Source organism: uncultured Tyzzerella sp., from assembly GCF_963558545.1.
Classification (GTDB): Bacteria; Bacillota; Clostridia; order Lachnospirales; family CAG-274; genus Tyzzerella.
Map to the genome: position 1 here is coordinate 85,890 of NZ_CAUWHO010000006.1, position 12,409 is coordinate 98,298.

The window sequence follows — 12,409 nt, forward strand, 5'->3', positions numbered from 1 at the left end:
CTTAATCTTTTTGATAAAGAATTTATTGGAGAGGATTTATTATGAAAAATTTTGATAATATACCTTTTAGTGCTTTAAAAATAGCACCAGATGGAATGTTTGTTTCTTACAATATTGCTTTTGAAAAAAATATTATACCTTACATAGAAGAAAAGGCTAACATAAAAGATATAATAGAAGATTTTAACTTTAATAAAGAAGAACAACAAGTGATTATTAATCAAATAGGGTATAATGTTCTTTTAAGAAAAAATGAGCAAAATTATGACTTATTTTTTAGTGAAATAAAAACACTAGATAAAGATAAAACAACAGTAGGATTACTTGTTATAGATAGTTATGATGAAGTTTTAGATAGTTTAGAAGAATTTAGACACCCTCTTATACTTGCTATTGTAGATAGAAAAATAAAAAAAATGGCTAAAGATTTGGGTGGGGTTGTTAAAAAATTTGAAAAGGATAAGTATATAATTATTTTATCTCAAGAAGGACTAGAAGAACTTAAAGAAAATAAATTTGATATACTAGATAGCATTAGAGAAATAGATATGGGAAATACTATACCTGTTACATTATCTATAGGTATAGGTAAAAATGGCGAAAACTTAGATGAAAATATGGAATTTGCCAGAGTATCTTTAGACCTTGCTCTTAGCCGTGGTGGAGACCAAGTGATTATAAAAGATGGTGAAAACTATCAATTTTTTGGTGGACATTCTAAAGAAGGTAATAGAAACTCTAGAGTTAGAGCAAGAGTTAAAGCATATGCTCTAACAGAGCTTATAGAAGACGCATCAAATGTTATTATTATGGGCCATAGGCATACAGATTTAGACTGTATGGGGGCAGGTATTGGTGTATACTCTATTGTTTCTGCATTAGATAAAAGTTGTAAAATAGTTTTAAATGATATAACATCTTCTGTATCATATTTATATGACAGAGTAATAAAAGATGAAAAGTATAAAGATGTTTTTGTATCGTCTGAGGAGGCTTTAAAGCTTGTTAATAGAAAGACACTTTTAATAATAGTAGATGTATACAAACAAGGACTTTGTGAATGCCCTGAGCTTGTAGATAAAGTTAAAAAAATAGTAGTTTTTGACCATCATAGAAAAGGAACAGATTATATAGAAAATGCTGTTTTAACATACCACGAAACATATGCTTCTTCTACTTGTGAGCTTATAACAGAAATGCTTATGTATATTAATAAAAATATTCCTATAAAACAAGTAGAGGCAGATTCTATACTTGCAGGTATTATAGTAGATACTAAAAACTTTGCATTTAAGACAGGTATTAAAACATTTGAAGCAGCAGCATTTTTAAAGAAAAAAGGTGCTGATACTATTAGAGTTAAAAAATTATTTAAAAATAGTATAGAAAGTTATAATGCTAGAGCAAATGTTGTATCTAATATGAAGTTATATAGAGAGGATATGGCAATAGCAGTATTAGAAAATGAAATAGATAACCCATTACTAGTGGTGGCACAGGCTTGTGATGAGCTATTAAACATAGACAATATAAATGCTAGTTTTGTACTTTGTAAAGTAAATAATGGCATATCTATTAGTGCTAGAAGTTTTGGAGAAGTGAATGTACAAATAATAATGGAAAAACTTGGCGGTGGTGGGCATCAATCTATATCTGCTACACAAATAAAAGATGTTACCGTTGATGAGGCTATGGATATGCTTAAAGGTGCAATAGATGAATATTTTAAGGAGGAAGAATAAATGAAAGTTATATTACTTGAAGATGTAAAAGGTGTAGGTAAAAAAGACCAAATAATAAATGCAAACGATGGATACGTTAAAAACTTTTTATTGCCAAAAAAATTAGCTGTATTAGCAGATAAAAACAATCTTACTAAAATGGATAATATTAAAAAAATAGAAGATGCTAAAAAACAAGAAGAATACGATAATGCTTTGGCTCTTGGTAAAGAAATAGAGGCTAAAACGTTACAAATGAATGTAAAACTTGGAAATAATGGAAAGCTTTTTGGTACTGTTACAAATAAAGAAATATCTACTGCTTTAAAAGAACAAGCAGGTATAGAAGTAGATAAAAAGAAAATTATTTTATCAAGCCCTATAAAAACATTGGGTGAAAAAGAAGTTAGTGTTAAACTACACCCTAAGGTTACTGTTACATTAAAAGTAACTATTAGCGAACAAAAATAGGTATAAATATGGCAGAGATAAACCCTAACATAAACCCTAACATAAACCCTGAAATACCACCTAATGATTTTGAGGCAGAACAAGCTGTTCTTAGTTGTATGATATTTGATATAGATGGTATATCTATTGCCTATGAAATGCTAAAAGCAGAAGATTTTTACCGTCCCGAACATAAGATATTATTTGAAGCTATGATAAGTATGTACTCTAATAGCCATAATGTAGATGTTATTACATTAAAAAATAAGCTTGAGGCTATGGATATGCTTAATAATGTAGGTGGATATGAATATATAATAGAGCTTTATAATATAGTTTCTACAAGTGCTTTAACTAAGCAATATGCAGATATAGTTAAAGAAAAGTCTATAAGACGAAAAATTTTAAAAGCATCTAAAGATATAAATGTTTTGACATTTGACAATACAGAAACAATAGAAAATATTGTGGAAAAGGTAGAAAAAATAGTTGATAACATAGGTGATAACTCTAATTTAGATGACTTTTCTCCTATTAGCAAGGTACTAGAAACATCTATTGAAAATATAGAAAATCTTTTTAGGAATAAAAGTAAAGTAACAGGTATAGAAACAGGATTTGTAGATTTTGATATGAAAACATCTGGACTGCAAAATTCTGACTTTATACTTATAGCTGGTAGGCCTTCTATGGGTAAAACTGCTTTTGTTATAAATATAGCACAGCACGCAGCCCTTCATAAAAATGTTACAACTGCTATTTTTAGCTTAGAAATGTCTAAAGAACAACTGGTAAACCGTATGATTTGCACAGAGGCTTTGGTAGATGCTCAAAAGCTTAGGACAGGTGATATACAATCTGATGATTGGTATAAAATAGCAGAGGCTGTTAGTGCATTATCTGATGCACCTATATATATAGATGATAAATCTGCTATAACTATACCAGAGCTTAGAGCAAAATGTAGAAGATTAAAAAAAGAAAAAAATTTAGGGCTTGTTGTTATAGATTATCTTCAGCTTATGAACGGTAGTGGTAAAAATGAAAATAGACAACAAGAAATATCTAATATATCACGTTCTTTAAAGGGGTTAGCTAGAGAGTTAAATGTACCTATTGTGGCACTATCTCAGCTTAGTAGGGCAGTGGAGCAAAGGAAACCTCCTAAGCCTATGTTATCTGACCTTAGAGAGTCTGGTGCTATAGAACAAGATGCCGACCTTGTTTGCTTTTTATACAGAGAAGAATATTACAACCCAGAAACAGAAAAAAGAGGACAGGCAGAAGTTATTATTGCTAAACAAAGAAATGGTTCTGTTGGTACAGTAAACCTTAGCTGGCTTGGGCAATATACAAAATTTGCTAATTTAGAACGAACATATAATGATTTATAAAATATAAAGGGTATGGATTAGTCCATACCCTTTATTAAATACAATAAGTAGATTACAATTATATAAAAATTATTTTAAAGCAGCTAAAGCAGCGTCAAAGTTTGGTTCGTTTTTAACTTCACTAGAATATTCTACATAAATAACTTTGTTATTTTCATCTACTATGAAAATAGACCTTGTTAATAAACCAAGCTCATTAATATATGTTCCGTAGTTTTCTCCAAAACTTCTATGTTTATAATCAGATAAAGTAGTTATTTTATCTGAACTTGTAGCCCCACACCATCTTGCTTGTGCAAAAGGCAAGTCCATAGATACAACATAAATAGAAACGTTGTCTAATTTTGCAGCTTCTTCATTAAATCTTTTTGCAGACATATCACATATAGGTGTGTCTAAAGATGGAACAACAACAAATACACGTTTGCCTTTAGTATCTGCTAAAGAAACATCGTTTAAATCTGTATTAGTTAATAAAAAGTCTGGAGCTGTATCTCCTACTTTAACTTCTTTACCTTTTAATGTTAAAGGATTACCAGCGAAAGTTATATTCATAAAAATCAATCTCCTATCTAAAATAAATTAATGTATAGTAAAATAATACACTTTAAATTAAAATAAGTCAATAGCAATTTTAAAAAAATATCTATTTATTGTATTTTTGTATAATTTATATAAAGATATAAACTATATATTTTTGGTTACTTTTTATTTAAAATCATATATAATTTCCATTTAAAATATAAGTCATATCTTAATTGTAATAATAAAATTAGGTTATACAATAAAGTATAACCTATATATAATAAAATATTAGCTATGTTTTTCAATTTTTATTTCTTGTGGTTCTTTAGAAAGAGTTGTACTAAAATTTATTTTACCTGAAAGGTTTGTTTTTATTTTATCTATATTAACATCATTTATAAATAAAGAATAGTTTGTGTTAGGCTCAAGCTCTAATGTTACAAGAGTATCTCCTAAGCCTTCTATGGAAAAATTAGCTTCTTTTTCTGTTACATAAAAATTATGTATTGTAGCACCTGGCACTGTTTCTAATAACAGGTTACCGTTTTTAGAAAGCCTAGTAACTTCATTATGCGTTCTAATTTTATATATATTGCCATCTACGTTAAAATCTGTAATTTTAATTTTTTCTGTAACTTCGTAATTACCAAAGCTTAATGTTTTGTCTTCATTTAAAGTAATTCCTTCTTGTATTGCAGACATAGTTTAATCCTCCTAAATAAATTTTATAAAATAATCGACATAATAAATAAAATATATTATAATTATATCAAAAGACAAATGATTTGTATATAAAAAAATATAGAATATTTTAGGAGGGAAATAAATGGCACTTGTTAGACTAGATAAATTTTTGTCTAATGCTGGTATAGGTAGTAGAAGTCAGGTTAGAGATTATATAAAATTTAGAAGAGTGTGGGTAGATGGTAGCCCTTGTATAAAATGTGATACTAAAATAGATATGGAGAAAAATGTTGTAACTTTTGATAAAAGAGTTGTATCTTATGATGAATATATATACATTATACTAAATAAGCCAAAAGGGGTTATATCTGCTACAGAAGATGAAAACGAAAAAACTGTAATAGATTTATTAGAAGAAAAATACAAAAAAATGAAATTATTCCCTGTTGGTAGGCTTGATAAGAATACAGTTGGACTTTTAATACTATCTAACGATGGAAGATTTGCCCATAACACATTATCCCCTAAAAAACATATTGAAAAATCTTATTATGCCCATATAAATGGTAAAATAACTGAAGAGCATATAGAAAAATTTAAAGAAGGTGTAGTTATTGGTGGGGGGTATAAGTGCTTGCCTGCAAAATTATCTATAGAATATAGTGCCGATAATTTTTCTAAAGTAAATATTACTATAAGAGAAGGAAAGTATCATCAAATAAAAAGAATGTTTGAAGCTTTTGGTAGAAAGGTTGTTTACCTTAAAAGAACTAGTTTTGATAACATAAAGTTAGATGAAAACCTTGAAGAAGGGGAGTATAGATTAGCTAATGACGAAGAAATGAGAATTATTGAAAAATTTATCGGAAAATAGAAAACATTTATATATTTTTTACGTTTAAATAAGTATGAAAAATAATATAATATTTTATATCATAAAAGTGAGGTAGGTTAATGTTTCAAGAAGAAGTTAAAAAGAAAAGTAAGATAACACCAGGGTTACTTATTATTATTGGAGTTTTTTTAATGAGTATAGTTGTTATTATAAATAATAGTAGATTTGTAGAAAATATTAATGACAGTACTAGAATATTAAGAGAAAATGAACAATAAAAATACTTTTTTATTAAATAGTATTTAAAATTAAGAAAAATATAAAATATAAATATACACTTAAAAAAGGTAAGATAGTTATATTTTTAAAATGAAAGTTATATACTTGTTTTAAAAATATAACATAGAGATATATAATAAGGCAATATAGAAGTATTATTGAGCTTGCTTTATCTTTGATTTGGGCATTTATATTTATTTGCTTATAGAATTATTTTTATTAACATAAAAGAGTTAAAATTTTTATATATTAGTATTAAAAACAGTTAGATTAACATCTAAATAATTTAAATAAAAACCTAGTGGCTATATGTAGCTATTAGGTTTTATTTAATAAAAATATTATTTAGGTTAAGTTATTATGGTATTTACAATGAGCTTTTTATTTATGCTTGTAGCTTTAGCTTAAAGTCTTTTTCTGCTTCTCTTTTTTGGTCTTTTTTAGCTATATCGTGACGTTTGTCATATAGCTTTTTACCTTTTGCTATTGCTACATCTACTTTTACATAGCTACCACTAAAATATATTTTAGTAGGAACAAGTGTATGCCCATCTATTGTAGAAGCACCTATTAGCTTGTTAATTTCATATTTATGAAGAAGAAGTTTTTTATCTCTTAAAGGGTCGTGGTTGAAAATATTGCCGTGGTCGTATGGACTTATGTGCATATTTTTTATATATGCCTCATTATTTTCTATTTTTATATAGCTATCTTTAAGGTTACATCTTCCTGCTCTTAAAGATTTTACTTCTGTTCCTTTTAAAACTATGCCCCCTTGGTAAGTTTCTAGTATAAAGTAGTCGTGATATGCCTTTTTATTTTGTGATATTATTTTTATATTATTTTTATCTTTCATATTTTATATTTACCTCCTTATAGATTTTAAGTCTTCTAATATTTTATAATCTAGTTGTTTTTCTAAAAAAATATTTCCTAATGATACATTTGGTCTATTTTCTCCGTGAAAGTCACTACCACCTGTTACTTTTAAATTGTATTTTTTGGCTAAAGACAGTAAAAAATTAGTCTGTTTTAATGTATTGGAAGGGTAATAGCATTCTATACCATTAAGTCCACTATGTTTTAAGTCTTTTATAGCTAGTTCTAAATCCATTTCTGATAATTTATATATTATAGGGTGTGCTAAAACAGAAATACCATTTGCATTATGTATAAAGTTTATTGCATCTTTATAAGATATTAAAACTCTTTGTACATATGCCGGTTTACCTTTACCAAGATATAGGCTAAAGGCATCATTTCTTGTTTTTGCATAGCCTTTTTTTACTAATGCAGTTGCAAAATGTGCTTTTGTAATTAACCCTGAACCTGATAAAGATTTTACATAATCGAAAGATATATCAAGCCCTATATTGTTTAGTTTTTCTATAAGCTCTAAATTTCTTTTATTCCTTGTTTTTTCTAAATCTTTTAGTAAATTTAAAAGGTTTTTATTAGTTATATCTAAAAAATAGCCTAAAATGTGTATTTCTATACCTTTATAGTTTGCAGAAAATTCTACCCCATTAATAAGCTCTATATTAAGCTCTTTTGCTTTTTCTTTAGCATAAGATATACCTTCTATTGTATCGTGGTCTGTTATAGCTATTGCTTTGATACCATTTTTATATGCTAGCTCTATAAGGTCTTTTGGGCTATATGTACCGTCAGAATAAGTAGAATGTGTGTGAAGGTCTATCATAAAAACATCTCCTTTAATAAATTTTATAAATAAACTATTAATATCATAAAACAAATTTTAAATTAATACAATAGTAATGAAAAAGTTTTTTATAAAAATATATTTATTAGGAGGGATATTTATGGCAAATAATAATAAAACCAGTAATAAAGGGAATAATGCTATATTGTCTTTAACAAAAGGCACTGTCTTTTCATATTTATTAACCGTAATAGTTTTTATTGTATATGGAATATTACTAGCATATACAGAAGTAACAGAAAAAAACATTCAAATGGTTGTAATGATAACTACTGTTGTATCTGTATTAATAGGTGGTTTTATAGCATCTAAAGGAGTAAATAGCAAGGGGCTACTATTTGGAATGATAGTAGGGTTAGTATATGCTATTATTATGATTATGATTAGCTTTTGTGTTTTACCTGTTATGAAAATAACATCTAAAATGATAATGATTATTATATTGTCTATATCTGCTGGTGGGATAGGTGGTATCATTGGAATAAATACTAGAAAAAACTAATTTTAAAGGTTAAATTATTAAAAAAAAGTGGAAAAAATATGAAAGTTGTGTTATAATATTTTGTACATAAATTAAACTTAGCATTTTTAGGAGGATACAAAATGAAACATATTAAAACGTTAAACACTAAATTACTTAAAAGCACTATGGCAAAAGGTGGTTGTGGTGAATGTCAAACATCTTGTCAATCTGCTTGTAAAACATCTTGTACAGTTGCTAACCAAAAATGTGAAATGGTACAATAATTTACTAATAAACCATAGCTTAAGCTATTTTAAGCTATGGTTTATTAGTAAGTACTATTAAAAATATATTAAAATAATAAAAATTTAGTAAGGATACTTTAATAGGATAGTATTATTTAAATTATGCTCTATTATACTGGATATCTAGCTATAAAATAGTGAAGTATTATTTTAATAATATATTTGAAAGGGGATTAAAATGATACATAAGTATAAAATGAACGGGTTAAACATTGTATTAGATGTTAATAGTGGTTCTGTTCATTGTGTAGATGATGTTTCTTATGATATATTAGACTATTATAAGAAAGAAACATTAGAAAATATAACTAATATATTAAAACAAAAATATGACGAAAATGATATAAAAGAAGCCTATAAAGAGTTAAAAGAGCTTGAAGAAAATGAAATTTTATTTTCTCCAGATATATTTTCTGGAATTATACCAGAGGTTGATAACAGGCAACCTGTTGTTAAAGCACTATGTTTACATATAGCCCACGATTGTAACCTTAAATGTAAATATTGCTTTGCAGAAGAAGGAGAATACCACGGTAAACGTTCTCTTATGAGTGTTGAAGTTGGTAAAAAGGCTATAGACTTTTTAATAGAAAATTCTGGCTCTAGAAGAAACCTTGAAATAGACTTTTTTGGTGGAGAGCCTTTAATGAACTTTGATGTTGTTAAGGAAATAGTAGAATATGGAAGAAGTGTAGAAAAGCAACATAACAAAGTTTTTAGATTTACTATGACAACAAACGGTATTTTATTAAATGATGAAATAGCTAGCTATATAAATGAGCATATGCACAATGCTGTTTTGAGCTTAGATGGTAGAAAAGAAATAAATGATAAAATGCGTGTGCGTGCTGGTGGGCAAGGTAGCTATGACAATATTGTTCCTAAATTTGTAAAAATGGCAGAAGATAGAAACCAAATGGATTATTATGTAAGAGGTACTTTTACAAGAAATAACCTTGATTTTGCAAAAGATGTGTTACATCTTGCCGATTTGGGCTTTAAGCAAATTAGTGTAGAGCCTGTTGTTACAGAAGAAACAGAAGACTATGCCATAAGAAAAGAAGATTTGCCTTTAATATTTGAAGAATATGAAAGTTTGGCTAAAGAAATGATTAAAAGAAAAGAAGAAGGTAAAGGATTTAACTTTTTCCACTTTATGATAGATTTAACTGGTGGCCCTTGTGCATATAAAAGGTTAGTTGGCTGTGGCTCTGGAACAGAATATTTAGCTGTTACACCAGAGGGAGATTTATTCCCTTGTCATCAATTTGTAGGACAAGATGATTTTAAAATGGGTAGTGTTTTTGAGGGTGTTTTAAGAAAAGATATTAGACAAAATTTTGAAAGTATAAATGTATACTCTAAACCTGCTTGTAAAAGCTGTTGGGCAAAATTTTATTGTAGTGGTGGCTGTGCTGCTAGCTCTAATAATATGCACAACGACTTAGTTACGCCTTATGATATAGGCTGTGAAATGCAAAAGAAAAGAACAGAATGTTCTATAATGATGAAAGTTTATGAAGCTATAAATCAAGATTAAAATATGACTTAACAATTTTAAAAATATTATTAAAAAAATAGAACATACTATAAATATAAAAAATAAGTAATTAATATACAGTATTGTTTAACTATTAATAGCTTAAACAAGAAAGGAAGAGTAAATATATGAAAACAAAAAATAAAAATGTATTACTACTTTTTATAATATTTATTATTACTGGAGTACTTTTTTATACATCTTACAATGGATACGGAAATGGGCATATACTTAGCTATAAAAACATAGAAAAAGGCCTTGATTTAAGTGGTGGTGTTTATATTGTATATGAAGCACAAGAAGAAATAGAAAGTAATAATAAAGAAATTTCTAGCGAATACGATACAACGGTAGAAGATGAATCTAAAGAAGTATCTAGCGAAGAAAGTAGCCAAAATGAAAGCGAAGAAGAATCTGACAAAAAAGAAGATGTAGAATCTTTAGGTGAAGCATCTTGGAAAGAAAAAATGGAGTCTGCTATTTCTATGATACAACAAAGGCTTGATAGAAAAGGCTGGACAGAGGCTAATGTTTATCAAGAAGGCGACAAAAGAATAAGGGTAGAAATACCTGGGATTGATGATGTTGAAACTGCTGTATCTGAAATAGGACAAACTGCTAAATTATCTTTTGTAGATATTAATGGTCAAGTTGTTGTTAAAGGCGAAGATGTTATTAATGCTAAAAAACAAGCATATACAGACCAAGGTGGCCAATCTAAAATAGTAGTAAGCTTAGAATTTAATGAAAAAGGTAAAGAAGACTTTAAAATTGCAACAGAGGCTAACATAGGAAAGCCTATACTTATTATGCTTGATGATGAGATTATAAGTGCACCTACTGTTAATGCTGTTATACCAGATGGTAAAGCCATTATTGAGGGTAACTTTGATATAGAATCTGCCGAAGAACTAGCATCTTTAATAAGAGCTGGGTCTTTACCTTTTGAGCTTGAAATATTAGAAATGAACACAATAGGTGCAACACTTGGGGCTAATGCTTTAAAAACAAGTATTACAGGTGGTGCTGTTGGTATAGCTTTAGTATTAGTATTTATGATTTTATTCTATAGAGCAAAAGGGTTTGCAGCAAGCCTTGCACTTGTTATATATATACTTTTAGAGCTTATATTCTTAAATGGTCTTAACATAACTTTAACTTTACACGGTATAGCTGGTATTATATTATCTGTTGGTATGGCCGTTGATGCTAACGTTATTATATTTGAAAGAATAAGAGAAGAAATTTTACAAGGAAGAACTTTAAAATTAGCCATAGACAAAGGTTTTTCTAGAGCATTTCCTGCTATATTAGACAGTAACATTACAACTCTTATAGCCGGTGCAGTTTTATACTGGCTTGGTAGTGGTCCTATAAAAGGCTTTGCTCAAACATTAATGCTTGGTATAGTTCTTTCTATGTTTACAGCTTTAGTTGTTACAAAAATAATTGTTAAAGCTATGGTTAATGCAGGGATAAAATCGCCTAAATTATATGGTGGTAAATAAGGAGGCTTTAAAATGAATATAATAAAAAATAGATATATATATTTTGCTATATCCATTATTATTATAGCTGTTGGACTTGGATTTATGTTTTATAACAATAGTCAAGGTAAAGGATTTTTTAATTATGATATACAGTTTACAGGAGGTACATCTATTGAGGTATCTTTAGGTGGTAAAGAGGTTAAAAACGAAGATATAGCTAATTTATTAAAAGATAGTGTAAACATAGATAATGCTCAAATACAGATTGTTGGTAATGGTGAAAGTGTTATTATAAAAATGCGTTCATTAAATCAAGAGGAAAGAGTTGCTCTTACAGATGCTATATCAAAAAAATATAGCTTAACTGATAAAGATTACTCTATTAGAGATATAAGCGCTACAATAAGTAGTGAAATGAAAAGGTCATCTATTTTAGCTATTGTAGTGTCTTGTATAGCTATGCTTATATATGTTTCTTTTAGATTTAAAAACTTTAAAACAGGAGCTAGTGCTATAATTGCTCTTTTACACGATGCTTTAATATTAGTAGCATTTTATGCAATTTTTAGAGTACCTTTAAACGATGCTTTTATAGCTGCTATACTTACTGTCCTTGGTTATTCTATAAATGCTACAATAGTTATTTTTGATAGAATAAGAGAAAATAAAGGCAGAGCAGGTAAAATAGATGAAAAACTTATAAATGATGGTATAAATCAATCTTTAAGACGTTCTATATTTACATCTTTAACTACATTCTTTACTGTAATTAGTTTATATATATTTGGTGTAGAATCTGTTAAAGTATTTGCTTTACCTATTGCTATTGGTATTATTTGTGGAACTTATTCATCTATATTTATAGCAGGTCCTATATGGTATATGTTAAATAATTTTAAAACAAAAAATAGTTAAATATATTAATATTTAGAGATTTTATAAAAATTTTATATTTAAAAAATATGTAAATAGGCTATCTTTATAGATAGTCTATTTATTT

14 protein-coding genes are annotated in these 12,409 nt (G+C 27.7%); 10 read left to right on the forward strand and 4 right to left on the reverse strand.

The genetic code is table 11. From position 1 onward, the window contains the following. The first annotated feature begins 41 nt into the window (after positions 1-41). From R5Z65_RS01210 to dnaB, 3 genes are read left to right on the forward strand one after another with little or no spacing between them, the layout of a single operon-like run. Positions 42-1,742 (forward strand): DHH family phosphoesterase, encoded by a 1,701-nt coding sequence (locus tag R5Z65_RS01210; protein ID WP_317366540.1) that lies wholly within the window; start codon positions 42-44, stop codon positions 1,740-1,742. Next, positions 1,743-2,192 carry a 50S ribosomal protein L9 gene (rplI, locus tag R5Z65_RS01215; protein WP_317366541.1) on the forward strand — a complete coding sequence of 150 codons (450 nt, stop codon included), beginning with the start codon at positions 1,743-1,745 and terminating at the stop codon, positions 2,190-2,192. 8 nt (positions 2,193-2,200) lie between these two features. Beyond that, positions 2,201-3,565, forward strand: a complete 1,365-nt coding sequence (dnaB, locus tag R5Z65_RS01220) for a replicative DNA helicase (RefSeq protein ID WP_317366542.1) — start codon at positions 2,201-2,203, stop codon at positions 3,563-3,565. 69 nt (positions 3,566-3,634) lie between these two features. Here the strand turns inward: dnaB and tpx are convergent, their stop codons facing one another. Continuing rightward, positions 3,635-4,120, reverse strand: a complete 486-nt coding sequence (tpx, locus tag R5Z65_RS01225) for a thiol peroxidase (protein WP_317366544.1) — start codon at positions 4,118-4,120, stop codon at positions 3,635-3,637. A 258-nt stretch (positions 4,121-4,378) separates the two neighbouring features. Further along, positions 4,379-4,792, reverse strand: a complete 414-nt coding sequence (locus R5Z65_RS01230) for an endosialidase (RefSeq protein WP_317366545.1) — start codon at positions 4,790-4,792, stop codon at positions 4,379-4,381. Between the two features lie 124 nt (positions 4,793-4,916). On the opposite strand from R5Z65_RS01230, the gene R5Z65_RS01235 reads away from it, so the two are divergent. Both R5Z65_RS01235 and R5Z65_RS01240 read left to right on the forward strand, forming a co-directional pair. After that, a complete protein-coding gene (locus R5Z65_RS01235) occupies positions 4,917-5,648 on the forward strand; it encodes a pseudouridine synthase (RefSeq protein ID WP_317366546.1) in 732 nt (243 codons plus the stop codon). Between the two features lie 80 nt (positions 5,649-5,728). Further along, a complete protein-coding gene (locus tag R5Z65_RS01240) occupies positions 5,729-5,887 on the forward strand; it encodes a hypothetical protein (RefSeq protein WP_317366547.1) in 159 nt (52 codons plus the stop codon). 386 nt (positions 5,888-6,273) lie between these two features. On the opposite strand, the gene smpB is transcribed toward R5Z65_RS01240, so the two are convergent. Both smpB and R5Z65_RS01250 read right to left on the reverse strand, forming a co-directional pair. Beyond that, positions 6,274-6,744 carry an SsrA-binding protein SmpB gene (smpB, locus tag R5Z65_RS01245; RefSeq protein ID WP_317366548.1) on the reverse strand — a complete coding sequence of 157 codons (471 nt, stop codon included), beginning with the start codon at positions 6,742-6,744 and terminating at the stop codon, positions 6,274-6,276. Between the two features lie 9 nt (positions 6,745-6,753). Next, entirely contained in the window at positions 6,754-7,590 is an 837-nt protein-coding gene (locus R5Z65_RS01250) for a PHP domain-containing protein (protein ID WP_317366549.1), read from the reverse strand. Between the two features lie 121 nt (positions 7,591-7,711). Between R5Z65_RS01250 and R5Z65_RS01255 the strand changes: the two genes are divergently transcribed. The 5 genes from R5Z65_RS01255 (at position 7,712) to secF (ending at position 12,324) form a co-directional block, all read left to right on the forward strand. After that, positions 7,712-8,113, forward strand: a complete 402-nt coding sequence (locus R5Z65_RS01255) for a TIGR04086 family membrane protein (RefSeq protein WP_317366550.1) — start codon at positions 7,712-7,714, stop codon at positions 8,111-8,113. Positions 8,114-8,214: 101 nt separating this feature from the next. Further along, positions 8,215-8,358, forward strand: a complete 144-nt coding sequence (scfA, locus tag R5Z65_RS01260) for a six-cysteine ranthipeptide SCIFF (protein ID WP_317366551.1) — start codon at positions 8,215-8,217, stop codon at positions 8,356-8,358. Between the two features lie 199 nt (positions 8,359-8,557). Next, the gene (gene scfB / locus R5Z65_RS01265; protein ID WP_317366552.1) at positions 8,558-9,919 is read left to right on the forward strand and encodes a thioether cross-link-forming SCIFF peptide maturase; all 1,362 of its coding nucleotides are present in this window, start codon (positions 8,558-8,560) and stop codon (positions 9,917-9,919) included. Positions 9,920-10,047: 128 nt separating this feature from the next. Next, on the forward strand, positions 10,048-11,427 hold the full coding sequence (secD, locus tag R5Z65_RS01270; protein ID WP_317366553.1) for a protein translocase subunit SecD: 1,380 nt from the start codon (positions 10,048-10,050) through the stop codon (positions 11,425-11,427). A gap of 12 nt (positions 11,428-11,439) precedes the next feature. Further along, complete coding sequence (gene secF / locus R5Z65_RS01275; protein ID WP_317366554.1) at positions 11,440-12,324, forward strand: protein translocase subunit SecF; 885 nt, start codon at positions 11,440-11,442, stop codon at positions 12,322-12,324. The last annotated feature ends 85 nt before the right edge of the window (positions 12,325-12,409 follow it).